The organism is Halosimplex yunnanense (assembly GCF_054504345.1).
Window position 1 is genome coordinate 516,211 of record NZ_JBTJEL010000036.1, and the last position, 23,784, is coordinate 539,994.

Here is a 23,784-nt window from a genome sequence, read left to right on the forward strand (position 1 = left end):
CCTCGCAACGTATTGGTACACACAGAGGGCGTGTGCGCTCCGTTGGTGTAGTCCGGCCAATCATCTTGCCCTCTCACGGCAAGGACCAGGGTTCGAATCCCTGACGGAGCATCCAATTGCCTTCTCGCCGGCAGTTCTTGTCCGTGAGCCACATCGTCTGCCCTGAATGAGGTCCCTCCGACGCTCGACCCCTTCCAGACACCGAAACTTCATGAGGGAAGCCGCGGATCCCCGCCCATGGCCAGCACGGCGTCGCTCTCGGAACCGCAGGTCCTCGCTCACGCGAAAGAGCGCCTCTTTCCCGACGACGACGAACCGAACGCGTACGCCGTCGCTGATACCCAGTTCGCGATGGACGAGTGGCTCCACGACCGTCCGATCCCCGTGGAGATCCGGAACCGGCTCGCTCCGTTCAATCACGTCCGGGTGGGTTCGGGGTATCCGGATCTGGTCGGCGTCCGGGCGCTCGATTCGGAGTTCCTCGCGGTCGAGCGATTCGGTGACCAGCCGCCGCTGGTCGCCATCGAGGCGAAGGGATACACTGGCGCGGGCGGCGTCGACGTCGAGCGCGGCATCGTCCAGGCGTACGATCGTCTCCACGAGGCGAACGCCGCCTACGTCGCGGCGCCGACGGAAGCCATCTCCCAGTCTGACCGCACCCTCGCCCGCGAACTCAACGTCGGGGTGCTCGGCGTCGATACCGCGGGGGCGGTCGACCCGCTCGAGATCCCGCGCGTCGTCGGGAATCGGACCTCCGACGAGGCGACGGCGATCCGATTTCAGGCGACCGCGCAGGGCGTCGCCGACAAGTCCTTCGGGTTGAACCACCCGAAGAACTACCTCGCGTTCCCGCTCGCGCTGTACCATCCGGACGGGACGGGGGCTATCCTCGAAGAACGCGTCGTCGGCGCGGTCGACAGCGCCCGGGCGGGAGCGGCGTTTCTCGGGCTCGTGAGCGAGGAGCCGAACCAGATGCAGTTGACGCAACTCGGCGAAGAAGTGGTACGATTCGCACTGGACCGGTACGGCTCTGCCGACGCCGCGCTGGACGCCTTCGACGAGTGGCGGGGATCGCGGAAGCGGTTCTGTGATCTGGCTCCGCAGTGGGGACTGCTCACGCGGCGGGTCGTGTGGTCGTACCCGGCGACGCAACTCCTCGTGGAAGAACTGCAGACGATGCACGACGACGGAATCGCTGACCCGGCGCTGGTCGACCTCGTGGAGTGGATGCACGTCAACCATCCCACGTTCACCGTCGAACTGTTCCTCCGTGGGACCGACGACGCTCGGGGGCGAGCGCTCGACGGCGAGGGGGACCTGCGAGTCGACGAACTCACCGACGGAAACGTCTATCACTCGCCGACGGTGTTTCAGCTGAAAGCGATGCTCTACCACGCAGGCATTCTCGCCGACCGCGGGGCAGAGCCGCACCGACTCGACCCCGAGTCCAACTCGTGGGCGCTGCGGGAGCCGCTTCGGACGGAGTCGCGATTCCGCGAGAACTGAACGGCGGCCGACGGCCTATTCGATCGAAAAACGGAACGAGACGGCCCATACGCCGCGCTGGAAGACCTGCCCGTATCCCACAGCTTTACCGGTTCGCTCGTGAACACGGACTATGACTCTCGAAGAGGATTCGCTGGAATATCACCGGGAAGACCCGCCCGGGAAGATCGAGATACGGACGACGAAGTCGACGAGCACGCAACGGGACCTGAGTCTGGCGTACTCGCCGGGCGTCGCCGGTCCGTGCCGGGAGATCGACGAGGACCCGGAGAACGCATACCAGTACACGGCGAAGGGGAACCTCGTCGGCGTCGTTTCCGACGGGAGCGCGGTCCTCGGACTGGGCGACATCGGCCCGCAGGCTTCGAAACCGGTCATGGAGGGGAAGGGCGTCCTGTTCAAGCGCTTCGCGGACATCGACGTCTTCGACATCGAGGTCGATCATACCGAGCCCGAGGAGTTCGTCGACGCCGTCGCGGGGATGGAGTCGACCTTCGGCGGGATCAACCTCGAGGACATCGCGGCGCCGAAGTGCTTCGTCATCGAGGAGCGCCTGCGCGAGCGGATGGACATCCCCGTCTTCCACGACGACCAGCACGGGACGGCCATCATCTCCGGAGCGGCGTTACTGAACGCCGCCGAGATCAGTGGGAAGGGCCTCGGCGAAATGGAGGTCACCTTCGCCGGCGCCGGTGCCGCGGCCATCGCGACCGCGAAGTTCTACGTCTCGCTTGGGATCCGCCGCGAGAACGTGACGATGGTCGACATCGACGGCATCCTGACGACCGAGCGCGCCGAGGCCGGCGACCTCAACGAGTACAACCGCGAGTTCGCCCGCGACGTGCCCGAGGGCGCCCTTGCCGACGCGATGGAGGGGGCGGACATGCTCGTCGGGCTCTCCGCGGGCGGCATCGTCGACCAGGAGATGGTCCGCTCGATGAACAACGATCCGATCATCTTCGCGATGGCCAACCCGAACCCGGAGATCGGCTACGAGGAGGCCAAAGCGGCCCGCGACGACACGCTCATCATGGCGACAGGGCGCTCAGACAACCCTAACCAGGTGAACAACGTCCTCGGATTCCCGTTCCTGTTCCGCGGGGCGCTGGACGTGCGCGCCACCGAGATCAACGAGGCGATGAAGGTCGCAGCCGCTGAGGCGCTGGCGGACCTGGCGAAACGGGACGTGCCCGACGCGGTCCGCAAGGCCTACGGCGACCAGCCGCTGCAGTTCGGGCCCGAGTACATCATCCCGAAGCCGCTGGACACGCGCGTCCTCTTCGAGGTCGCGCCCGCAGTGGCCGAGGCCGCGATGGAGAGCGGCGCGGCGCGGGAGGAGATCGACCCCGATACCTACGTCGAGCGCCTCGAAGCCCGGCTGGGCAAGTCCCGCGAGATGATGCGGATCGTCCTGAACAAGGCCCAGACCGACCCGAAGCGACTGGCCCTCGCCGAGGGGGCCAACGAGAAGATCATCCGGGCGGCCCACCACCTCACCGAGGAGGGCATCGCCGACCCGGTCCTGATCGGCAACCGGACGACAATCGAGCGGAAGGTAGACGGGCTCGGGCTGGAGTTCGAACCCGAGGTCGTCGATCCAGCCGGAGCCGACGACGAGGCGTACGCCGACCGGCTGTACGAACTCAGGCAGCGCAAGGGGATCACCCGGAACGAGGCCGAGGAGATCGTCCGCGACGGCGACTACTTCGCGTCGGTGATGGTCGAACGCGGCGACGCCGACGCGATGCTGACGGGGCTGACCCATCACTACCCGTCGGCGCTTCGCCCGCCGCTGGAAGTCATTGGCACCGCGGAGGGCGTCGACCACGCCGCCGGCGTGTACATGCTCTCCTTCGAGAACCGGGTGGTGTTCATCGCCGACGCGACGGTCAACCAGGACCCGGACGAGGAGACGCTCGCCGAGGTGACGCGCCACGCGGCCGGCGTCGCCCGGAGGTTCGACGTCGAGCCGCGGGCCGCCCTGCTTTCGTATTCGAACTTCGGGAGCGTCGACAACGAGGGGACGCGCAAGCCCCGACGCGCGGCCGAGCGGCTTCGCGAGGACCCGGACATCGACTTCCCTGTCGACGGGGAGATGCAGGCCGACACGGCTGTCGTCGAGGACCTGCTGGTCGGCGACTACGAGTTCGCCGAGGTTGACGAGCCGGCGAACGTGCTCGTCCTCCCGAACCTCGAAGCCGGCAACATCGTGTACAAGCTGCTTCAGCGCCTCGGCGGCGCGGACGCCGTCGGCCCGATGCTGACCGGGATGGCCGAGCCGGTCCACGTCCTCCAGCGCGACGACGAGGTGAAAGACATCGTCAACCTCGCCGCCGTCGCGACCATCGACGCGCAGGGATCCGAGTGAAGGAGCGTCCGTGCGCCGAAGGCGCACGGTTCACCGCACCGAGGCCAAGGGCCGAGATGCGGCTTTTTCGCCCACGTTTTTCGAGGACCCCTCCCCGCAGCGCAGCCGTATGGCTGCGCGAGGAAGGGCGACGAGAAAAAGGTGGTAACGACATCGTCAACCTCGCCGCCGTCGCAACCATCGACGCGCAGGGATCCGAGGGAAAGCTCGGCTGTCCACCAGTGGCCGGTCGACCGGCCAGTGACGGTCGGTTCGAACGTTTATTGACCGGCGACTCGACGGATCGCCCATGCCTACAGTCGGACTCGTCGGCCTCGCTATCTGGCACAAGGACGTCGGCTACGCTCGCGAGTTGGCACGGGAGGGGAACACGGCACTCCCGATCAACGCCGCCGTCCACGAGGCGTACAAGGCGACCGTTCGCCGAGCAGGCCACGAAGGTCACGCGGCGACGCTGCTCCGCTACTGGGAACTGCTCAACGACGCCGCCGAGCGGGAGTTCCAGCCGGCCGATCGGTGACGGTCGGTGCGTTTGTACGCTTTTATAGACCCACGCACCGGGATCGATCGGTATGAACGTTCTCGTCACCCTTCCGGACGGGGAACTCCGGGAGTCGTTCTTCCCGCCGTCGCTGCGCGAGCGAATCGGGTCGCTGGGAACCGTCGACTGGAACCCCGAGTCGGACGATTTCACGGAAGCCGAACTCCGCGAGCGGATCGGTGGCGTCGACGTCCTCGTGACGGGCTGGGGGAGCCCGTGCGTCACCGCTGACGTGCTGTCGGCGGCCGACGACCTCGACCTCGTCGCACACACCGGCGGCAGCGTCGCGTCGCTCGTCTCTGAGGCGGTCTACGACGCCGGGGTTCCGGTCGTCAGCGCCAACGACGTGATGGCAGACCACACCGCCGAACACGCGCTCACCCTGCTGCTCGCACAGTTGCGAGCGGTCCCGCAACTCGACCGGGCGATGGCCGACGGCGCGTGGGACCCCGACGTCGACATTCGGACGCTCCACGAGGCCGAGGTCGGACTGGTCGGTCTCGGGACCATCGGACGGAAGCTCCTCGACCACTTCGCTGCGTTCGAGCCGTCGGTCGCGGTCTACGACCCGTACGTCGATTCGGAGGATCTAGAGCAGTGGCCGTTCGCGTCGCTGGGCGACCTCGACGACGCGCTGGACTCGGAGGTCGTCTCGCTCCACGCCGCCCGCACCGAGGAGACGATCGGAATGATCGACGCCGATCGGCTGGCACAGATTCCCGACGGAGCGCTGTTGCTCAACACCGCGCGAGCCGAACTCATCGAGGAAACACCGTTGCTCGAAACCCTGCGTTCGGGTCGCATCTCCGCGGCGTTCGACGTCTATCACGAGGAACCGCTGCCCGCCGACCACGAACTCCGGTCGCTGGACAGCGTTCTCGTGACGCCTCACGTCGGTGGTTCAGAGATCCGTCCGCCGCTGACCGCCGCCGTACTGGACGACGTCGAGCGGTACCAGAACGACGAGCCGCTCGAATACCGGATTCCGCGAGGGCAGTGGGCGACGATGACCCGCTGACCGATCGAATGGGCTAAGAGAATATCTAACGGCCTCGCGGCACCATCGCCGAACATTGTTCGGCTTCCATCGCTCTCGACGCCGCGGAGTCACGAACATGTTCGGGAACACTGATAGTCCTCGGGCGCCGAACGTCTAGGTATGCCGCGGGCCAAACTGGAGATCACCGTTCCGGACTCGGTGTGGATCGGTGAGCTTTCGCGCAACCATCCGGAGGCACAGTTCGAGATCCTGACCGTCTTCCCGAAAGACGAGGGGGGCGTCGCGCTGACGGAGATCACGGGCGACGGTGTCGAGGAGATCGTCGTCGAGATGGACGGCTACGACGAGGTGACCAGCACTGACTACCTCCAGCGGACCGACGACACCGCGCTGGTCCAGTTCGAAACCTCCAACCCGGTACTCCTCCTCCCGGTCCGCAACGCCGGGACGCCGCTCGAACTCCCCTTCACCGTCGTCGACGGCTCGGTCACGTGGGAGGTCACGGCGCCCCGTGACCGGCTCTCCTCACTGGGTGACCAGCTCCGGCAGTTCGGCATCGACTTCGAGGTGCTGGCGGTCCGCCAGGAGATGGAGACCGAACAGCTGCTCACGCCGAAACAGCTACGCCTCGTCCGCACCGCAGTCGAACAAGGCTACTACGACACGCCCCGGGAGTGCACCCTGACCGAACTCGCCGAGGAGGCCGACATCGCCAAGTCGACCTGTAGCGAGACGCTCCACCGCGCCGAAGAGAAGATCGTCAAGGAGTTCACCGACGACGTCGACCTCTCCGAGGACCGCACCCCGGCCGTTCGAGCCTAGTACCCAACCTATCCGTTTCACCGCTGCCTTTCTTCGCTCCGCTCGCACGACTGTTCAGTGTCGGAGAGGAAGTAATCCGGCAACTCAACCCTACAGTTAGTTATTCGTATACAACCAGTAGAAAGACAGGACGAAAATAGCGAGTGCGAGAAGGACACTTCCCCAGACCGCCGGGCTGAATCTGCTCACGAGTACGCTATTCTGGAAAGCGAGCAAACATTTCGTGTTGTTGTTAGGTTTGCACGCGAAATCGAAGGGACGTCTCAGGCCCGCCGCGTCAGCAGCCGCCCACCGACGGCGATCGGCACGACGACCCAGAGCGCCAGCCCCGCCAGCAGCGCTGGCGTCGAGACGGCCGTGGTCGCGAGGACCGCGCCCGCACCGCCGCCGCTCGTCGGCACCAGCGAGAGGACGATCAGCCTGAGCACGTCGGCCGGGTTGGCGACGACGAGCGTGCTCAGGAGCCAGCCGGGCGGGTCGACGGCGACGACGAACCCCAGCGCGGCCAGGTCGTAGACGAGGACGAACCAGACCCACGCGAGCAGCGCGCCACCGAGGGCACGGGCCTTCTCTGCGGCCGCGGCGGAGATGCACACGCCGAGCGCGAGGAACGCAACGCCGACGGCCACCGCGGTCAGCAGGTAGTGGAGGTAGGCGGGCAGGACAGCCGGTCCGAACCGGAGTGCGACGACCACCGCACCGGTGCCGAGTCCCAGCGCCGTGCCGACCGCGAACGTCGCGGCGCGCCCGAGGAACTTCCCGGCCAGCAGCGCGGTCCGCCCGAGCGGGACCGACAGCAGCAGTTCGAGCGTCCCGCGCTCCTCGGCACCGACGACGGTACCGTAGCCGAGCGCGAGCGCCGCCAGCGGCACGAGGTAGACCGACAGCTCCGCGAGCGTCACGAGCAGCGCCCCGGCTCCGGTGGGGCCGGTCGCGGTCCCCGTCAGGCCGACGACGGCCAGCGAGAACGCGCCGAACAGCAGTGCCAGCCCGTGAGTCCAGCGAGCGCGCGAGAGAACGCGGTACTCCCGGCGGGCGACGCCGAACACCTGCCGACCGGTCTCCACCGAGAACGTCACGTCCGGCTCGGCGGTCGCGTGTGCGGCCGCGCCGCCGTCGGGACGGGTGGGCTGTTCCTCACTACGGCTCTCACCTCGGTCGGACCCGGTGTCCGTCATGCGCGCTCACCTCCGGGCGCGATGGCCTCACGGACAGCCGTTTCCAGGTCGGGTTCGTCGACGCGTACCGACTCCGGGTCGGTGTCGACGACCGCCGACAGCGCCTCGGTGTTCGAAGACTGGGAAACCACCAGTTCCAGATCGGTCGCGCCGACGGTCAGTTTCGCCTCCGGAAGTTCCGTCCGGAGCGCCTCGGTCGCGGCGGCGAGGGCGGCGTCGTCGGCGTAGTCGGCGGTGATCGTGACCGTCTCGCCGGCATTCCGGACGACCTCGTCGACCGTGCCGACCGTTCGGAGCGTCCCGTCGTCGAGGACGGCGACCCGGTCACAGAGCGCCTCGACCTCGCTGAGGACGTGCGTGCTGAGGACGACCGTCACGTCCTGCTCGTCGCGGACGCGCTCGACGACGCGGTTGAACGCGTCGACGCCGGCGGGGTCGAGCCCCGCCGTCGGTTCGTCGAGCAACAGCACGTCGGGGTCGCCCAGCAGCGCGACCGCGAGGCCGAGTCGGCGGTTCATCCCGTTGGAGTAGCCGCCGACGCGGCGGTCGCCCGCGTCCGACAGCCCGACGACCGACAGCAGCGTGTCGACGTCTGCGGCCTCGACGCCGCGCATGTCGGCGTAGTAGCCGAGTATCTCGTCGCCGGTCAGCGCGGGCTGGAAGCCGGCGTGTTCGGGCAGGTAGCCGACCCGCTTGCGGACGCGAGTACCGCCAGTGGGGTCGACGCCGGCGACGCGCACAGTTCCTGAACCGGGCGTCTCGTGGCCGACGAGCAGGCGGAACAGCGTCGTCTTGCCCGCGCCGTTCGTGCCGACGAGGCCGAGCGATGCGCCCGACGGGACGGACAGCGAGACGCCGTCTAATGCGGCGACGTCGCCGTACCGTTTCGTGACGTCAGTGACTTCGATCATAGTACTCTCTCCAGTCGTGGGGCGGGTCGACGAGCGGTCGATGGTCGACGACGCCGGGGGCTTCGATCACCGGCAGGGTCCGCTCGGCGAGTCGCACCACCTCGAAGGCCGGGCTGCCGGTGAAGACGCTCGCCTTCGGGTGTTCGCCGGTGAGGTGCTGGACCATCCCGGCCGGTCGGTAGCGCGTCTCGCTGACGCCGTCGTCGTCCACGTCGCGGGCGTCGGCGCCTGCCCAGTAGTTGCCGGCCGACTCGTTCCAGACCACCTGCTGGCCGAGGTCGGCGCGGACCTGCAGGCGGTTGCGCGCGAACGTGTTGTGGTGGACCTCCGCGCGGACGCTCCCCGCGGAGACGTGGACGCCGACCGCGTTGCCCGCGACGAGGTTGCGGGCGATCTCGTTGTCGACCGCGTTGTAGACGAACAGGCCGTTCCCGTTGCCGACGACGTGGTTCCCCCGGATCGTCGAGTGGTCGATACCCTTGACCATGATGCCGTGGCCGCTCTGGCCGGTGTTGTTGACGGCCGTGTTGTTCAGGATCTCGAGGCCCTCCGAGAGCATCAGCGCGTAGCCGGCGTCGTTGCCGACAGCGGTGTTGTTCGCGAGCCGGCAGTCGTTGGAGTACATGTAGTGGACGCCGTAGCGCAGGTCCCACAGCGTGTTGTTGCGCGCCTCGACGCCCTCGGCCCACGAGTAGTAGATGCCGTCGCGTGCGTCGGTGATCCGGTTGTCGGCGACGTAGGCGTCGACCGCCTCGTAGAGCTGGATGCCGTTGCCGCGGTCGGTCCGCGGGTGGACCTCCTCGCGACCGACGACCGTGTTCCCGACGAGGCGGACGTCCGCAGCGCCGTCGACCCAGATACCGAACGTGGCGTCGGTGACGCGGCTGTTGCGCACCGTGGCTCCCTCGCCGGCGACCCAGACCGCGGCGTCGTTGCCCTCGGTCTCGTATCCGGAGTTGCGGACCCACAGTCCGTCGACGGTGATCCCGGTCGCGTTGAGCAGTAGCACATCGCCCTCGCCCGGGCCGTCGATAATCGGCAGGCTGGCCGCTCGGTCCGCGCGTTCGAGCGTCACGTTCGGCGTCTCGACGACGACGGCCTGTTCGGTATCGAAGCGGCCGCGGAGGGCGACGCTGTCGCCGCGGTCGGCGGCCGCCAGCGCCGCGTCGAGCGAGTCGAAGCGCTCGCCGTCGACGGTGGCGACGCCGGACGCTTCGGTCGCCTCGAAGTCGAAGGAGTCGGGGACGCCGGCGTCGAAGGAGATGTCGTCGCCGGTCGGCGTCGCCTCGGTCGGCACCGCGACGACCGTCCCGGCGGACACGACGAGGATCACCGCTGCGAGCGCGGCGAACCCCTCGTCGACGGGCGGTCGTCGCACGTGTCAGTCACCTCCGCTGTGGCCGGGACCGGAGGGACCGTCGCGGTTCGGTCGATCGTCGTCGTCGTCGCCGAGTGACCCCTTCTCGGTCCACTCGTCGTCGCCGACGGTGTTGTCCTCGAACCACTCGCGGGCGCTCGTGATCCGGCCGCCGACCCGGTCGGGCAGGTCGCCGAGCGTCGCCGCCGAGTCGCGGTAGTAGAAGGCCACGACGAGCAGCCCGATGGCGGCGCCGGTGACGTAGGCGCCGATCCCGAGCCGCGAGTAGCTGGTGATGTTGGCGACCTCGTATTTCCCCCACAGCGGCGGGGTGAAGCCCTCGACGCCCATCACCGGCGCCTCGGGGTCGAGGGTGTGGCCGGCCTGGTAGAGGCGGTACTGGATGTCGACCAGCATCACCGTCAGCACGGTGATCGAACCGCCGAGCTGGTACGTGAGCCCGCGCTTCAGCCGGTCGGTGTCCGGCGCGAGCGCGACGAACAGACCGGCGAGGGCGAGCGCGGCGAACGCGAACGGGCCGAACGACCACTCGGGGACGTCGATCGCCGCCGGGTGTGGCTGGTAGTTCGGCTGCCAGAACACCGGGTCCGGGTAGTAGAATCCGATGTACTTGTTGAGCGAGTGCATCTCTTCGTAGTCGCCGCCGATGAACGGGTAGGCGTGCAGGTGCAACTGGAGCGTCGTGTCCGGGTACTGCACGGCGTCGACGACGATGTGCCACATCGGCAGGATCGGCGCGACGACGAGCATCACTGCCGCGACGACGGGCAGGGCGCGCCGGAGCTGCGTGAACTCGCCGAGGTCGGGTGGTTCGTAATTCATGGGTATCACCGCGATGCTGTGGGTCGTTTTGTCCGCGTGTCGGGTTCGGCTCTCGAACGGCCGGGACGAGGCGGTTCGCGAACGGTCCGTCGAGGCGGTCAGCGCACGATTCGGCTGTCGCGAAAAGCCGCGAGGCGGTGAAACCCGCGCGGCTCAGGGAGCGGCCGGTCGCCGGTCGGTCACTCGCGCGGTTCGACGATCATCCGCGAGCGCATCTCCAGGTGGAGCGCGCTGCAGAAGTACGTACAGTAGATCCAGTAGACGCCGGGGTCGTCGGCGGTGAACGTCACCTCGCGGGTGTCCTGCGGGGCGATTGCGAGGTTCACGTCGTGTTCGGGGATGGCGACGCCGTGAATGATGTCGCGCACGCCCTCGACGTTGGTCATCGTCAGGCGCACCTCGTCGCCCTCCTTGACCGTGAAGTCGAACATCCCGTACTCCGAGCGCTTCGAGGAGGCCTTGACGTGGACCGTCGAGTCGTCGATGCGCTCGACGCCCGAGTCCTCCTCGGCGATGAAGGGCTTCTCGCCCTCGTAGTCCTCGCGGTCCCACGTCGTCGCCGGGTTGATCTTGTCCTTGTGGGCGAAGATGCAGTCGTGGGGCTCGGGGTAGGCCGGGTGGTCCGCGACCAGTTCCATCTCCTTCTCGCCGTCGCCGATGTGGATGAGCTGGTCGTTGTCGGGGTGGATCGGCCCGACCGGGAGGAACCGGTCCTTCGAGAGCTTGTTCAGCGAGACGAGCCACTCGCCGTCCGGGTCGGTCGTCATCGCCTCCAGCGCCTGGATGTGCCCGGGGTTGTAGTGGACGTCCTGCTTCTCGATGACCGGGTCCGAAGAGCCGAGTTCGGCGTTGGCGGCCTCCTCGATGTCCCACTTGACGACCTGCGAGTCGATGAACAGGCTCGTGTAGGCGTGACCGTTGCCGTCGAAGGTCGTGTGTAGCGGTCCCAGCCCGACCTTCGGGCGGCCCGCCACGGCGTCGGTTGGGTCGTCGACTTCGCCGATCTTGTCGAGGTCGAGCATCGTCACCGTCGGCGAGAGCTTCCCGGCGATGAACGCGTACTTGCCGTCGGGGCCGACCTCGACGCAGTGGGGCGACTTCGGCGTCGAGACGTAGCGGACGAGCGGGTCGTCGCCCTGATTGAGGTCGCTGTCGCGCGTGCCGTCGACGATCGGCACGCCGTTGACCTCCTCGTAGTCACCGTTCTCGACGGCCTCCTCGATGGCGGGGATGTCGAAGACCTTCGCGTAGTCGCGGTCGTCGTGGGTCATCCCCTGAATCTCGGTGGCCTCCTCGCTGTTGTAACAGGAGGCGATGGCCCACCGGCCTTCCTTGCCGGTGTCGACGATGTCGAGGTTGCCGTCGACTTTCACCTGCCAGGCCGTCTCCATCGACTCGGGGTCGACCGCCGAGAACAGGGCCGTGTACTTCTCGGGGTCGTGGACGTCGCGGCCGTCGTTGGGCAGCGGCGTCCGGAACTCGCCGTTGCCGAGGACGTACTTCGTGTCCGGCGAGAGCACGGTACAGCCGTGGACTGCCTGCGTGTTCGGCACGTCCACGATGGCGTCCGTCTCGAAGTACTTCAGGTTGACACGGGCGATCCGGCCGTTGGCCTTGTCGTTGACGAACAGGTATTCGCCGTCGTAGTCGCCGTCCGTCTCCGAGAGGTTCGGGTGGTGGTTGTCACCCCAGGTGTAGCCGCCCCCCTCTTCGAGGATCTCCGACGACTGGTCGTCGTAGCCGTACCCGCGCGCGGCCTCGGTGTTGAACACCGGGATCCGCGCGAGTTCCCGCATCGACGGGATGCCGAGGACGCGGATCTCCCCGGAGTGGCCGCCCGACCAGAAGCCGTAGTACTCGTCTTTCTCGCCCGGCTCAACCACGTGGCTGTGGCCGCCCGACGACCCCTGCGAGCCGCCCCCGCCGCTGTCGCTGGGGGTTGCGCTCTCGGGCAAGGCCGTCTGACAGCCGGCCAACGCGCCAGCCGCGCCCGCGAGACCCGTCGCCGCGCCCGCTTTCATGAAGTCGCGGCGATCGAGTTCCAGCCCCGCCAGCTCCATCGAGAAGCCGTCGTCGTCGGCCGCCTCCGCGGGGTCGTTGACGTCCTCCAGGAGGTCGTTGATCTGTCGCTCGTGTTCCGCGACCAGTTTCTCGGCGTCGGTAGTGTCGTCAGTCATATCAGACCACCTTGATTTTGCCGACCATATTGTTCAACTTGTGAGGGATGCAGTAGTACTCGTACGTGCCCGTCGTCTCGAACGTGTGCTCGTAGGATTCTCCGGCTGGAATGTTCCCCTTCTGGTCGCTCTTGTATCCCTCCGAAGCGGCGCTCTCGGAGTCGAAATCGCCGGACGCGAAGTACGTCGCGCCGTCCGGGATCTTGTCCTCGTAGGCGGTGACGGTGTGCCCGATGTTGCCGACGTTCTCGAAGGTCACCGTCGTCCCGGCCTCCACTTTGATCTGCTTCGGTTCGAACGCGAGCCCGTCGGTCATCTCGACCGTGTCCGTCTCCGTCCACTCGCCGTCCGACCCGCCGTCGCCGGAACTCTCGTCGCCGGAAGACGTCGGCTCCGGCGTGGCGTCGTCGCCCCCCGATCCGCCGTCGCCTTCGGCGTCGGAGGACTCGCCGGGGGCCGCCGAACAACCGGCGACCGCACCTCCGGCGAGCGCCACGCCCGTGACCCGCAACAACTGCCGCCTGGATGGATCGATGCTGGTCATCTACACCTCAGGCTGGGCACTTCACACCCATATACCGTCGAGCGCGTTCCCGGACGGCCGGAACAGCAGCGAACATCTTCGGGTCGGGGCTTGGGACTGCCCGGACGTCCCACCGCACGTCAGTGACCACCACACCGACCGGAGAGAGACGAGTTTTTATACCACCGGTCCAATCTCCAAAACACGACGTCGACGCGTCGTGAGCTCCGTTGGTGTAGTCCGGCCAATCATTTCGGCCTTTCGAGCCGATGACCTGGGTTCAAATCCCAGACGGAGCATTTCTCTGCAACTGATCGCCGAGCGCCGCAGACGCACGCGTGGCGCTTCTCGGCCGTCGCGACGGGGGATACTTGTCCGTCGCGACCGTACCGAAGGCGGAGGCTGAGTCCATCGGGATGTCCGATAGCACGGCGATACCCTCGCAATTCCGGAACAGTTCTCGACCGCTCCGCCGTCGAAACTCGCGCGCCGATCTCCGTCCGTCTCATCTTACCGACGAGCGGCGCGTCGAGAGGGGAGCACGGTGACGGAAGTCGGTCGAGTCGTCCGGAACCAGACCCGGGGGATCACGGGCGCGCTGGTCGTCGCTGGCGTCACAATCTTGCTCACGGCCGAAACGTGGTGGCTCGCGTGGGAGCGGCCCGCGGCGCACCTGATCGTCTACTCGGTCGTGGGCCTCGGCGTCGTGTTGCTGATCACCCGGACCAGCGGATTCCGTGTCGAAGAAGAGGACGAGACCACGGCGCAGTACCACCCGCTGCGGCTCGCCGTCGACTTCGCGCAGCTGGTGTTACAGAGTCTCGTCGCGGCGCTCGTGGTCCTCTGGACGTACGGCATCGTCGACGGGTCGTCGCCGCCGCACCTGCTAGCGCGCATGGGGCTGCTACAGGTCGTGCCGCTGGGGTTCGGGGCGTCGCTGGCAAACCAGCTGCTCCACGAGATGGAAGACGAAGGGGAACAGACGGCCGAACGGCGGAGCCTGCCGACGAACGTGGCGGTCTTCGCGGCGGGAGCCATCTTCTTCTCGCTGCCGCTGGGCGCGAGCATCGAGATGAACGTCCTCGCGGCCTCGACCGACTGGGTTCGCCTCGGCGCGATCGTCGCCGTCTCGCTCGCTACCGCGTACCTCATCCTCTACGAACTGGAGTTCCGGGGGCAGGCCAGACGCACCGTCGACCACGAGCGAGCGGCCCTGCTCCACGCGGGGCAAGTCTGCCTCGTGTACGCGGTCGGCCTCGCCGTCTCGATCGTCCTCCTCTGGGGATTCGGCTACCTGTCGTTCACGCCGGCGACGGACGTGCAGAAGGCCGTCGTCCTGTCGTTCCCCACTACCGTGGGCGGCGCCGCCGCCCGGGTGATACTGTGAGTTCGTTCTCCACGGGCGAGGACGGCCCGTCGGCGGCCGAACTGGCGGTGGTCACCGTCAGCGTGGCGGTCACGCTCGGCCTGTTCGGGTACGTCGGCTGGCACGCCGTGACCACGCCCTCGGACGTGCCGCCGGAAGTGTCCGTGACGGGCACGGAAACGATGGATGACGGGCGCGTGCGCGTGGCGGTCGAACTGTACAACCCAGCAGCCACTGGGCTGGACACGGTCACGGTCGGCGCGGACTGCGCCGACGCGCCGATCACGTTCCGGCACGTCCCGACCGCGGCCCGGCTGTCGGGGACGTTCGTCTGTCCGGCCGGGGTCGACGACCCGTCAGTAGCCGTCGAAAACTGGGTCGAATCGCAGGGCGCCCGGACGAACTGACGGGGGTCGCCGGGCGAGTTCCGCGTCGAGTTACGCGTTGGGCGCGTTGCGCTTGACGCTCTCGATGCCGTCGCGAGCGCCGGAGCGGTCGGCGTAGCCCTGGCCGCTGTCCATCAGGATGTTGCCGTTGCGGTGGCGGAGCCGCCAGCGATGCTCGCCGGCGCTGTCCTCGTAGATCTCGAAGGCCGCGCGGCCGACTTCGAGTACGTCCGCTTCGGGCGCGTACTCGCGCACGCGGTCGACGGCCACTTCGGCTTCGTCGCGTGAGCTGTAGCCCTCGCCGCTGTCGGCGACGATCTGGCCGTTAGCGCCGTGGAGGCGCCAGCGGGTCTCCCCGCGGTTGTCGTCGTAGACCTCGAACTCGAAGTCGTCGACGTTCTCGCGGATGCGCTCGACGGCCCGGTTGGCGTCGTTGCGGCGGGTGTATCCCTCGCCGCCGTCGGCGAGGATGTTGCCGTTGCGATGGACGAGCCGCCAGCGCCACTCGTCGGCCTCGTCGCAGTAGACCTCGAACCCGGCCGGGTCGAACCAGAGGTAGTCGGCCTCGGGCGCGTACTCGCGCACGCGGTCGACCGCTCGCTTCGCGTTGCTGCGCGAGGAGTACCCCTCGCCGCCGTCGCCGACGATGTTGCCGTTGTCGTGGCGGAGCCGCCAGCGGTACTCGCCGGCGCTGTCCTCCTCGACCTCGAAGGTGGCCTGACTCTCCTGTTCTTCGACGGGCTCGAAGTCCGCCTCCTCGTCGGGGAGTTCGGCCTCGCGCTCGAAGAGCAGGGTCTCGGCGCCGAGGGCGTTCCGGCGGACGCTCGCCATGCCCTTCTGGGCGTTGTGCTTGCGGGTGTAGCCCTCGCCGCTGTCGGCGACGACGTTGCCGTTGCGGTGGCGGAGCCGCCAGCGCCACTGCTCGGCCGCGTCCTCGTAGAGTTCGAACCGCGCCTGACTCGCCCGCAGCGAGTCGAGCGTCTCCTGCAGGTCCGACTGGGCGGCCGCGCCGGCCTCGCTCTCCTCGCGCGCCTGCTCGAGTTCGTCCTCGAGTCGGTTGCGCTCCTGGCGAACCTCCGCCAGTTCGGATTCGAGTTCGTCGGCCCGACCTTCACTGGCCGCGAGTTCGTCGTGCGTCCCGCTGCTGAGCAGCGGCGCGACGAGGCCGACGACCGTGATTATCGCCAGCCCGACGGCGTAGAGGACGATGACCGGCTGGTTGCCGGTCTCGACGCTCCACCCACCGGGGAACACCAGCACGAACCAGACCGCGGCCGCGAAGCAGACGACCTGTCCCAGGTAGGCCGCGTAGTTGGCCCACGGCTGGAGTGGCAGTCTGATGACCGGCCCCGCGACGAGCATCGCCAGCCCGATCGCGGCGACGAAGATGCTCGCCTCGCGGACGGTGAACGCCGAGGCGCCCTCCGCCGAGGTGCTCGGCAGGAACAGGACGATCCCGAGTGTCCCGAGGACCAGTCCCGTCAGGAACACCCAGTAGCCGCGCACTTCGTCGTGGGTCGTCGGTTCGCCGACCCGGTCGCGGTACACGCTGTACAGCATTCCTCCGCCAGTGCCGGATGACATGTTTCCATTCTAGACATACATGGCAACTACTTAAGTAGTCCCACGAAATGATAAAATATCTAAGGTTTCTGTGGGTGAGCGGATCTCGTTTTGGACGTCGTGGTGGTAGTTCCGCTCGGACCGGGCGCTTAACCGTCGAAGGGCCGCAGTAGTCGGCATGGACATCGAGTCGTTCGCGCTCGAACGGTGGCTCGCCGAACACGAACACGGCGCGGCGGTGAACCTCGGGGACAGCGGCGTCCGCCCGCTCGCGGCCGACCGATTCGACACCGATCCCGGCCGACTCGGGTACGTGATCCCGACCAACGGCGACCCGGCCCTGCGAGAGACGGTCGCCGCGAGATACGACCGGGCGGCCGACGAACTGCTGTTCACCTGCGGGACGCAGGAGGCGAACCTGCTCGCAGTCCTCGCCGCGCTCGACCGGGACGGCCACGCCGTCTGCGTGACCCCGACCTACCAGTCGCTGCACTCGCTGCCGGCCGCGGTGGGCGAGGTGACTCGTGTGGAACTCTCGGCGCCGGACTGGACGCTCGATCCAGACGACATCGCTGACGCCGTCCGGCCCAACACTGACCTGATCGTCCTCAACAACCCGAACAACCCGACCGGGAAGGTCCACCCGCAGGAGACGGTCAAGGCCGTCTACGACCTCGCGGAGGCCGCCGACGCCTACCTGCTGTCCGACGAGGTGTACCGCCCGCTCGCCGCTCCCGAGGAGCGGGTCGAACCGGTCGCCAGCATGGGCGACCACGGCATCAGCACCTGCGGGCTCTCGAAGGGGTGGGGACTGCCGGGGCTGCGATTCGGGTGGCTCGCCGGTCCCGCGGATCTGGTCGACGCGGCGTGGGGGTGGAAGGATTACACGACAATCTCCCCCTCCGCCTTCGGCCAGCACGTCGGCCGGCAGGCGATCGAGCGCGAGGACGAACTGCTGGCCGAGAACCGCGAGCACGTCCGCGGGAACCGCGACCTGCTCGCCGAGTTCGTCGCCGAGTACGACCTCGACTGGCATCTCCCCGCCGGCGCGACGGGCTTTCTGACCGTCCCCGACGAATTCGAGTCCGGCGAGTCGTTCTGCCGCGCGCTCGTGGACGAAGGAGTGGTCGTCGCGCCGGGCGAGGCGTTCGACCGGGCCGGCTACGTGCGCGTCGGGTTCGGGGCCGACCGGGAGACGCTCCGCGATGGCCTCGACCGGATGGGTCGGGTCGTCGAGGGACGGCGGTCCCGCTGAGAGCGAACGCGTGCGGTCACGCCCGTCGCGATTCGCCGCTTCTCTCGTCCGGCTTATCCCCCGCTCGGTGTGTGATCCGGTCGCGCGGCGCTGGGGCGACCTGTCGGGGTTTCCGGCCCGGAGGCGCGTTCCAAACCGTTTATACCGGTCGCTCGTTTACGGCGCGGTATGGCAACGAAGCAGGTCGAGGTCCGCGATCTGGACGAAGGGAGCTACGTCATGATCGACGACGCACCCTGTAAGATCAACGCCTACAGTACGGCCAAGCCGGGCAAACACGGCAGCGCGAAGGCCCGCGTCGAGGCCGAGGGCGTCTTCGACGGCAAGAAGCGCAGCCTCTCCCAGCCGGTCGACGCGAAGATCCGCGTCCCGATCATCAACCGCAAACAGGGACAGGTCGTCTCGACCTCCGGCGACGAGGCGCAGGTCATGGATCTCGAGACCTACGACACGTTCACGCTCGCGCTCCCCGACGGCGTCTCGATGGACCCCGACGACGAGATCGAGTACCTCGAGATGGAAGAGCAGCGCAAGATCGTCTAGGATGTTCCCCGGCGCGGACGCCCGGCGCGAGGAAGCCGAGTACGCGCTCGTCGGCGCCCCGCTCGACGCCTCCACGTCGTTCGAGCCCGGCGCCCGCTTCGGCCCCCGGCGCGTCCGCCACTACGCGGAACACTTCGACGACTACGACCACCACACCGACCAGCGGTTCTCCGCGCTCTCGGTCTACGACCACGGGGATATCGGCCCGACCGCCGACGTCTCCGAATATCTCACCTTCTTACGGGGAGCGCTTTCGGACTTCCGAGGGGAGGGTGCCCTTCCCCTGCTCGTCGGCGGCGAACACACTGTGACCGTCGCGGGCGTCCGCGCCGTCGAGCCCGACGTGTTCGTCTGCGTCGACGCGCATCTCGACCTCCGGAAGTCCTACGCCGGCGATCCCCTCAGCCACGCGACGGTAACCCGCCACGCCCTGGACGTGGCCGACCGCGCCGTGATTCTCGGCGCCCGCACCGGCAGCGAGAGCGAGTGGGAACGCGCCGACGACTCCGACGTGACGGTCGTCCCGCCCGCGGAGGTGTCCGAGTGGCAACCAGACCTCGGCGACGACGAATCGGCGTATCTGAGCGTCGACATCGACGGCTTCGACCCCGGCTACGCCCCCGGGACCGGAACGATGGAGCCGTTCGGGATCTCACCGCGGGAGGGCCGGCGAGTCGTCCGCGAACTCGCCCCCTCGGTCGAGGGGTTCGACGTGGTCGAGGTGAACGACCGCGACGACGGCCAGTCGGCGGTGCTCGCGGCGAAACTCCTCCGTGCGTTCGTCTACGCGCACGCGGCGAATCGATAGGCGAGTCGGTCACGGGATCGGTCGCGAGACGGCCGGCCCGTCACCGACTCTTTTACGTCCGGCGGGGTGCACGGTCCAGACATGGACCGACTCTCGTCGTGTTACTTCTGTGGCGCGGCGCTCGACGCCACGCTCGAAGAACGCCCCGTGGTCCCATCCCCGCTCCACCCCAGCACCGATTCCCAGAAGACCATCGTCCTCTGTGGCACTTGCCAGCGGAAGCTCGACGCCGTCCTCGATACGGTTCTCGACGCCGTCGAAGCCGCTAACGTCGACCCTGGCCCCGGCAGCGAGAGCCAGTCGGGCGATCCGCTGGCGGCCGACGACGACCTCGAATCCGCCCTCGGGGACGACGAGGACATCCTAACGTCGGTCGGTAACGACGACGCGGGCGAGGCGGTAGACGCGTCCGACACCGGGTCCACGGCCGGTACCGGAACAGAAGCATCCGACGTCGCCGCCGAATCCGACGATTCGGACGACGAGGACGCCGAAGACGGGCCGAAAGAGTCCAAGTACACCCGGTCTCGCGGCGCCGGCTTCCGCCGCGAGGAGGACGGCCCCGTCGAGACGGGGTCGCTCACCGGCGGCGCGTTCTCGGACGACGACGATGAGGACGATTCGGACGCCGGATCGCTGACCGGCGACGCGTTCGACGAGGACTCAGACGAGTCGAGCGACAGCGGAAACCGCTCCGCGTCCGCCGGCCAGTCCGGAGCCAGCGGCGGCCGGTCGGCTGCCGACTCCGGAAGCGGTTCGTCCGGCGGAAGCGACAGCAGCCCGTCCGGCGAGGCCAGCAGCCAGCGCGACGTCTCGATGACGCGCCTGGAGAACACGAAGGTGATGCGGCTGCTGGAGAACAGGGAGTTCCCCGTCGACAGGGACGAGTTCGTCACCGTCGCGGCGAACGCCTATCAGGTCTCCCGGGACGACTGCGACAAGGTGATCGACCTCGCCGTCGAACACGACCTCCTGCGCGAGGAGAACGGCCAGCTCTACGGCGGCGACGCCTGACCGTCGATCGCTGGCCGCGGACGCAGACCGTCGCGAGCCACAAGCGATAGAACCCCGACCGTCGAACGCGCCGGTATGGACCTCGCGACCATCTGCCAGCGGTACGACGACCGGCTCGCCCCCGCGGAGTACGCCGACGTGGACGCCAGCGCCAACGGCCTTCAGGTCGGCCCCGAATCGGCCTCCGTCGAGACGGTCGCTTTCGCCGTCGACGCGGCCGGCGCGACCATCGAGACGGCCGTCGACCGCGGCGCGGACCTCCTCGTCGTCCACCACGGGCTCTCGTGGGGCGGCATCGACCGCGTGACCGGCCTCGCCTACGACCGCATCGCACCGCTCGTCGAGGACGACCTCGCGCTGTACGCCATGCACCTGCCGCTCGACGGCCACGACGAACTGGGGAACGCCGCCGGCGTCGCCGACCTGCTCGACCTCCGAGACCGTGAGCCGTTCGGCGAGGTCGGCCCGATTACTATCGGTCAGCGCGGACGAGCGTCGGACTCGTTCTCCCCGGACGAACTGGCCGAGTTGCTGGACTCGAATCTCGACACCGGCGGCGAAGGGATCCAGTACTTCGACTACGGTCCGGACGAGATCGAGGACGTTGCCGTCGTGACGGGCGGCGGCGCCGACTGGCTGGAGGAGGCCATCGACGCGGACGTCGACGCGTTCGTCACCGGCGAGGGGAAGCAAAAGGTGTACCACCAGGCCCGCGACGCCGGCGTGAACGTCTTCCTCGGCGGCCACTACGCCACCGAGACCTTCGGCGTGCAGTCCCTGCAGGAACTGGCCGACGAGTGGGGTCTGGAGACGACCTACGTCGACCACCCGACCGGACTGTGAGTCTCCGTCGCGGTGTGGCCGAAATATTATACGTCTCATTCAGAGACAGGTCCGCAACGTATATCTTCGAGTCGGATCTCTGACCGGACGAAATGTCCCAGCCCAACCTCCTGATGAACCCGCTGTTCAGGTATGGAATGGCCGCGAGCGGCGCGGCCGTGGTCGCCGTCGTCGCCTACCTCTATCTCGAAGGGACGACCCAGCTCGTCGCCTACGGGGTCGCAGCGCTCGACGTGCTCGTCACGCCGCAGATCCTGAAACACGCGGCAGAGTAATCCGGTCTAGCCCTCCTCGTTTTCGACAGTTCCCGACTATCCGGACGCGCCAACAGGCCGCGCCGGCTGACTCACGTCACGCGGTGCCGTTCGACGAGTGGGACGATCCGCTCTCTCACCACGCTCGCGTCGACCTGGTTCCACCCGCTTATCGAGACGTCGCTGCCGAAGTTGACCGAGATCGTTTCGTCGTCGTTCCCGCCGCTGTGGGCGTTCACCAGCGGGACGATCTGCTCTTCGACTACCGAGCCGTCGACCGGCGTCCAGCCGCCGATCGACGCGCCGTCACCGAGATAGACCTTGTGGGGCCCCTCGGCGCCTTCGCTCGAAGATCCTTCGTCCTCGTTCGCCCCCTTCGGTTCGATCCCACCCTCCGGATCGAATTCCTGTCGGCGAACGTACTCGCTTTCGGTGACCTCGAAGACGTCGTCCTCGGCGATATCGTCGGCCGTTTCGACGACGTCCTCGACCTTCTCCGAGTCGATCTCCACGGAGGTGACGCGATCGATCGGGACCCCGTGTTCGCCGAGCACCGACTGGACCTCCTCGGTATCGCGCAACGAGCGCCGCTGGCGTCTGGTCGACGCGACGGCCCCCATCTCGCCGGTGATTGTCTCGTTCGGCTCGACGCGGGCGGTTAGTTCGTCGCGGGCGGCCTTCCGGAGGTCCTCGATCTCCGATTTCGCCTTCGAGAGCACGGCGTAGCTGTCGGCGAGTTCGTCCGTCTCCATCTCGGAGGCATCGGCGGCGTCCGCCGCTTCCAGCGCCGCGACGAGGTCGGCGAGGTCCCCTACGGCCGCGGCGAGGCGGTCGGCGTCCCCGTCGATAGCTTCGTCTGGATCGGCTCCGGCCGCGTCGTCCGAGACGGACCTGTCATCGTAGACGCGCGCACAGTGGGCTTTCTCTGTCAGGAGCGACTGCACTGACTCGCGAGACGGGCGGATCGCGTCCGAACCGGATCCGACCAGTCGGGCCAGCACGGCCTGTCCGTCCAGATCGTACTCCGAGAGCGTCTCCGCGATCGACTCGACCGTCGTCGAGTCGGTGATCTCGAACTCGAACGTGCTGAACGGTCGAACGTCGAGTTCGTGCCGCGTCACCGCCAGATCACCGTCGGAGAACGAGTATTCGTCGACTCCCCGGGCGGGCGGCTCCTCGTCTATCGTGGACTTCGAGAGGACGTGCTCGGTGCTGCCGGGGTCGAGGAGCGGCACCCCCGCTCGCCCGTTCCGAACCGGATCGGTGTGCTTGCCCGCCACGATCGCTGCCGGCCGCGTCGGCAGGCGGTCGACGAGTGTATCCGCCGGGTCGTCGGATTCGGTCAGGTCGGCGTCACCGCACGCGACCACCAGTGGTTCGCTATCGGGGTCTCCGAGGGCTTCCCCGGCTACTTCCGGTCCCGAGTCGGCGTCGATTCCCACCAGCGTGACGCCGTCGCCGACCTCGACGGCCTGGCCGCCGATCGGTGTGAGCAACCCGCTGGTTTCCATGCTCTTCAGTACGGTCGATCGGAGTTCGCGTTCCTTCGGCCCGCAGACGAGATAGAACGGGATCGACTCCTCTTGCAGTCGCTTGAGTTGCGTTTGCAGTCCGGATACCGTCTCGCGGTCCGGAGACTGGCGCTGGAACAGCCGCCCGGTCTGGACGACGGCGTCGACTCGCTGTTCTTTGGCGACGTCGATGGCCTGAGCGAACGCGTCGAGGTAATCGTCCACCCGCGCTGCCCGCCCCATGTTCCGGCGGCCGAGCGTGGCCTTCCCGATGTGTAGCAGCGACGCGTCTGCAGACTTGCCGTCGGCCGTCGATTCTCCGCCGCTACGCTCGGCTGCGTCCGGTTTTCCGGCGTCCGATACCAGCGAGGCTGTCTGCTCGACCCACTCGGATTTCGAATCGAAGTCGGCGACCGAGAAGTGGTCGCCGAGCGCCGACGAATCGAGCACGGCTGCCAACCGCTCGCGGTCTTCGCCACTCACGCGGCGGCCCGCGAGGTACTCCGAAACCGTCGCCGCCTCCTCGTCGTCCATCCACGTCGGCGTGTCTGGAACAGCCAGGTCGTCGGCGATGTCGCCGTTCGTGTTCGGCAGCCAGACGTCGCCGACGATGGCGAGCACCTCGAAGAGATCCCAGGGGACGGCGTCGTCGGGGCGATAGCCGAGGTGGCCCAACAGGTCCGCCGCTCCCGAACGGAGCGAGAACGTGTATCGCCCGTTGGGAAACGACGCGTCGACGCGGACTTCGTCGTCGGCGCTCCGGACCAGCACCGGTTGCTTCGCCATGTGGTGTTCGATTCCAGCGTTTCGGTATTTATACCTTCGTCCCGGATCAGTGCTGCCGCCGGGCTCGCGCGGTTCCCGCTCCGGTGAAACCGCGGCGGCGGATCACGAGCGGTTCGATCCCTGACCGAGTGTTCGCCGTGACACTGTCTCGCAACCGACGTATCGATTGTGAAGGCGTCTCACGGGTTCGGAGGCGCCCGATTACGGACGATCGGACGTATCCGATCGG

General features: G+C 67.8%; 21 protein-coding genes and 2 tRNA genes. 15 read left to right on the plus strand and 8 right to left on the minus strand.

The window, feature by feature from the left end; all coding sequences use genetic code 11:
* The first annotated feature begins 36 nt into the window (after positions 1–36).
* The 6 genes from AB2U09_RS18645 to AB2U09_RS18670 all read left to right on the plus strand — a co-directional run bounded on the left by AB2U09_RS18645 (position 37) and on the right by AB2U09_RS18670 (position 6,237).
* Positions 37–111, plus strand: a tRNA-Glu gene (locus tag AB2U09_RS18645).
* A 126-nt stretch (positions 112–237) separates the two neighbouring features.
* Positions 238–1,506 carry a hypothetical protein gene (locus AB2U09_RS18650; RefSeq protein ID WP_459194235.1) on the plus strand — a complete coding sequence of 423 codons (1,269 nt, stop codon included), beginning with the start codon at positions 238–240 and terminating at the stop codon, positions 1,504–1,506.
* A gap of 112 nt (positions 1,507–1,618) precedes the next feature.
* Entirely contained in the window at positions 1,619–3,874 is a 2,256-nt protein-coding gene (locus tag AB2U09_RS18655) for an NADP-dependent malic enzyme (RefSeq protein WP_459194236.1), read from the plus strand.
* A 289-nt stretch (positions 3,875–4,163) separates the two neighbouring features.
* Positions 4,164–4,394: a hypothetical protein gene (locus tag AB2U09_RS18660; RefSeq protein WP_459194237.1), complete on the plus strand. Its 231-nt coding sequence runs from the start codon at positions 4,164–4,166 to the stop codon at positions 4,392–4,394.
* A 52-nt stretch (positions 4,395–4,446) separates the two neighbouring features.
* Positions 4,447–5,433 (plus strand): hydroxyacid dehydrogenase, encoded by a 987-nt coding sequence (locus tag AB2U09_RS18665; protein ID WP_459194238.1) that lies wholly within the window; start codon positions 4,447–4,449, stop codon positions 5,431–5,433.
* A 141-nt stretch (positions 5,434–5,574) separates the two neighbouring features.
* Positions 5,575–6,237, plus strand: a complete 663-nt coding sequence (locus AB2U09_RS18670; RefSeq protein ID WP_459194239.1) for a helix-turn-helix domain-containing protein — start codon at positions 5,575–5,577, stop codon at positions 6,235–6,237.
* A gap of 263 nt (positions 6,238–6,500) precedes the next feature.
* Here AB2U09_RS18670 and AB2U09_RS18675 read toward each other — a convergent pair whose 3' ends face one another.
* The 6 genes from AB2U09_RS18675 to AB2U09_RS18700 form a co-directional block, all read right to left on the minus strand.
* The gene (locus AB2U09_RS18675; protein WP_459194240.1) at positions 6,501–7,415 is read right to left on the minus strand and encodes an ABC transporter permease; all 915 of its coding nucleotides are present in this window, start codon (positions 7,413–7,415) and stop codon (positions 6,501–6,503) included.
* Complete coding sequence (locus AB2U09_RS18680; protein ID WP_459194241.1) at positions 7,412–8,326, minus strand: ABC transporter ATP-binding protein; 915 nt, start codon at positions 8,324–8,326, stop codon at positions 7,412–7,414. Before AB2U09_RS18680 ends, AB2U09_RS18675 begins: the two co-directional genes overlap by 4 nt.
* Positions 8,310–9,704 (minus strand): nitrous oxide reductase family maturation protein NosD, encoded by a 1,395-nt coding sequence (gene nosD, locus AB2U09_RS18685; protein ID WP_459194242.1) that lies wholly within the window; start codon positions 9,702–9,704, stop codon positions 8,310–8,312. Before nosD ends, AB2U09_RS18680 begins: the two co-directional genes overlap by 17 nt.
* Before the next feature lie 3 nt (positions 9,705–9,707).
* The gene (locus AB2U09_RS18690) at positions 9,708–10,526 is read right to left on the minus strand and encodes a hypothetical protein (RefSeq protein WP_459194243.1); all 819 of its coding nucleotides are present in this window, start codon (positions 10,524–10,526) and stop codon (positions 9,708–9,710) included.
* A gap of 179 nt (positions 10,527–10,705) precedes the next feature.
* Entirely contained in the window at positions 10,706–12,703 is a 1,998-nt protein-coding gene (gene nosZ / locus AB2U09_RS18695; protein WP_459194244.1) for a TAT-dependent nitrous-oxide reductase, read from the minus strand.
* A 1-nt stretch (position 12,704) separates the two neighbouring features.
* Positions 12,705–13,247, minus strand: a complete 543-nt coding sequence (locus AB2U09_RS18700) for a plastocyanin/azurin family copper-binding protein (protein ID WP_459194245.1) — start codon at positions 13,245–13,247, stop codon at positions 12,705–12,707.
* A 203-nt stretch (positions 13,248–13,450) separates the two neighbouring features.
* On the opposite strand from AB2U09_RS18700, the gene AB2U09_RS18705 reads away from it, so the two are divergent.
* The 3 genes from AB2U09_RS18705 to AB2U09_RS18715 all read left to right on the plus strand — a co-directional run bounded on the left by AB2U09_RS18705 (position 13,451) and on the right by AB2U09_RS18715 (position 14,999).
* A tRNA-Glu gene (locus AB2U09_RS18705) sits at positions 13,451–13,525 on the plus strand.
* Positions 13,526–13,770: 245 nt separating this feature from the next.
* Positions 13,771–14,613, plus strand: a complete 843-nt coding sequence (locus tag AB2U09_RS18710; RefSeq protein ID WP_459194246.1) for a DUF2391 family protein — start codon at positions 13,771–13,773, stop codon at positions 14,611–14,613.
* Positions 14,610–14,999: a hypothetical protein gene (locus tag AB2U09_RS18715; protein WP_459194247.1), complete on the plus strand. Its 390-nt coding sequence runs from the start codon at positions 14,610–14,612 to the stop codon at positions 14,997–14,999. Before AB2U09_RS18710 ends, AB2U09_RS18715 begins: the two co-directional genes overlap by 4 nt.
* 30 nt (positions 15,000–15,029) lie before the next feature.
* On the opposite strand, the gene AB2U09_RS18720 is transcribed toward AB2U09_RS18715, so the two are convergent.
* Positions 15,030–16,562: an HVO_2922 family protein gene (locus AB2U09_RS18720; protein WP_459194248.1), complete on the minus strand. Its 1,533-nt coding sequence runs from the start codon at positions 16,560–16,562 to the stop codon at positions 15,030–15,032.
* 157 nt (positions 16,563–16,719) lie between these two features.
* Between AB2U09_RS18720 and AB2U09_RS18725 the strand changes: the two genes are divergently transcribed.
* The 6 genes from AB2U09_RS18725 (at position 16,720) to AB2U09_RS18750 (ending at position 21,279) form a co-directional block, all read left to right on the plus strand.
* Positions 16,720–17,796, plus strand: coding sequence for an aminotransferase class I/II-fold pyridoxal phosphate-dependent enzyme (locus AB2U09_RS18725; RefSeq protein WP_459194249.1), 1,077 nt, complete (start codon positions 16,720–16,722; stop codon positions 17,794–17,796).
* 168 nt (positions 17,797–17,964) lie between these two features.
* Entirely contained in the window at positions 17,965–18,339 is a 375-nt protein-coding gene (locus tag AB2U09_RS18730; protein ID WP_459194250.1) for a translation initiation factor IF-5A, read from the plus strand.
* A gap of 1 nt (position 18,340) precedes the next feature.
* Entirely contained in the window at positions 18,341–19,147 is an 807-nt protein-coding gene (gene speB / locus AB2U09_RS18735; RefSeq protein ID WP_459194251.1) for an agmatinase, read from the plus strand.
* 81 nt (positions 19,148–19,228) lie between these two features.
* Positions 19,229–20,161 carry a DUF8528 domain-containing protein gene (locus tag AB2U09_RS18740; protein WP_459194252.1) on the plus strand — a complete coding sequence of 311 codons (933 nt, stop codon included), beginning with the start codon at positions 19,229–19,231 and terminating at the stop codon, positions 20,159–20,161.
* 75 nt (positions 20,162–20,236) lie between these two features.
* Positions 20,237–21,004 carry a Nif3-like dinuclear metal center hexameric protein gene (locus tag AB2U09_RS18745; RefSeq protein WP_459194253.1) on the plus strand — a complete coding sequence of 256 codons (768 nt, stop codon included), beginning with the start codon at positions 20,237–20,239 and terminating at the stop codon, positions 21,002–21,004.
* A gap of 92 nt (positions 21,005–21,096) precedes the next feature.
* On the plus strand, positions 21,097–21,279 hold the full coding sequence (locus AB2U09_RS18750) for a hypothetical protein (protein WP_459194254.1): 183 nt from the start codon (positions 21,097–21,099) through the stop codon (positions 21,277–21,279).
* Positions 21,280–21,350: 71 nt separating this feature from the next.
* Here AB2U09_RS18750 and AB2U09_RS18755 read toward each other — a convergent pair whose 3' ends face one another.
* Positions 21,351–23,555 (minus strand): metallophosphoesterase family protein, encoded by a 2,205-nt coding sequence (locus tag AB2U09_RS18755; RefSeq protein ID WP_459194255.1) that lies wholly within the window; start codon positions 23,553–23,555, stop codon positions 21,351–21,353.
* Positions 23,556–23,784: the final 229 nt, after the last annotated feature.

Excerpts from the sequence above, each read along its gene's own strand:
- speB (WP_459194251.1), top strand. The coding sequence starts at position 18,341 with ATGTTCCCCGGCGCGGACGCCCGGCGCGAGGAAGCCGAGTACGCGCTC.
- AB2U09_RS18665 (WP_459194238.1), top strand. The coding sequence starts at position 4,447 with ATGAACGTTCTCGTCACCCTTCCGGACGGGGAACTCCGGGAGTCGTTC.
- AB2U09_RS18670 (WP_459194239.1), top strand. The coding sequence starts at position 5,575 with ATGCCGCGGGCCAAACTGGAGATCACCGTTCCGGACTCGGTGTGGATC.
- nosZ (WP_459194244.1), bottom strand. The coding sequence starts at position 12,703 with ATGACTGACGACACTACCGACGCCGAGAAACTGGTCGCGGAACACGAG.
- AB2U09_RS18750 (WP_459194254.1), top strand. The coding sequence starts at position 21,097 with ATGTCCCAGCCCAACCTCCTGATGAACCCGCTGTTCAGGTATGGAATG.
- AB2U09_RS18675 (WP_459194240.1), bottom strand. The coding sequence starts at position 7,415 with ATGACGGACACCGGGTCCGACCGAGGTGAGAGCCGTAGTGAGGAACAG.
- AB2U09_RS18755 (WP_459194255.1), bottom strand. The coding sequence starts at position 23,555 with ATGGCGAAGCAACCGGTGCTGGTCCGGAGCGCCGACGACGAAGTCCGC.
- AB2U09_RS18680 (WP_459194241.1), bottom strand. The coding sequence starts at position 8,326 with ATGATCGAAGTCACTGACGTCACGAAACGGTACGGCGACGTCGCCGCA.
- AB2U09_RS18740 (WP_459194252.1), top strand. The coding sequence starts at position 19,229 with ATGGACCGACTCTCGTCGTGTTACTTCTGTGGCGCGGCGCTCGACGCC.
- AB2U09_RS18725 (WP_459194249.1), top strand. The coding sequence starts at position 16,720 with ATGGACATCGAGTCGTTCGCGCTCGAACGGTGGCTCGCCGAACACGAA.
- AB2U09_RS18700 (WP_459194245.1), bottom strand. The coding sequence starts at position 13,247 with ATGACCAGCATCGATCCATCCAGGCGGCAGTTGTTGCGGGTCACGGGC.
- AB2U09_RS18690 (WP_459194243.1), bottom strand. The coding sequence starts at position 10,526 with ATGAATTACGAACCACCCGACCTCGGCGAGTTCACGCAGCTCCGGCGC.
- AB2U09_RS18650 (WP_459194235.1), top strand. The coding sequence starts at position 238 with ATGGCCAGCACGGCGTCGCTCTCGGAACCGCAGGTCCTCGCTCACGCG.
- AB2U09_RS18730 (WP_459194250.1), top strand. The coding sequence starts at position 17,965 with ATGGCAACGAAGCAGGTCGAGGTCCGCGATCTGGACGAAGGGAGCTAC.
- AB2U09_RS18660 (WP_459194237.1), top strand. The coding sequence starts at position 4,164 with ATGCCTACAGTCGGACTCGTCGGCCTCGCTATCTGGCACAAGGACGTC.
- AB2U09_RS18655 (WP_459194236.1), top strand. The coding sequence starts at position 1,619 with ATGACTCTCGAAGAGGATTCGCTGGAATATCACCGGGAAGACCCGCCC.
- AB2U09_RS18720 (WP_459194248.1), bottom strand. The coding sequence starts at position 16,562 with ATGTCATCCGGCACTGGCGGAGGAATGCTGTACAGCGTGTACCGCGAC.
- AB2U09_RS18745 (WP_459194253.1), top strand. The coding sequence starts at position 20,237 with ATGGACCTCGCGACCATCTGCCAGCGGTACGACGACCGGCTCGCCCCC.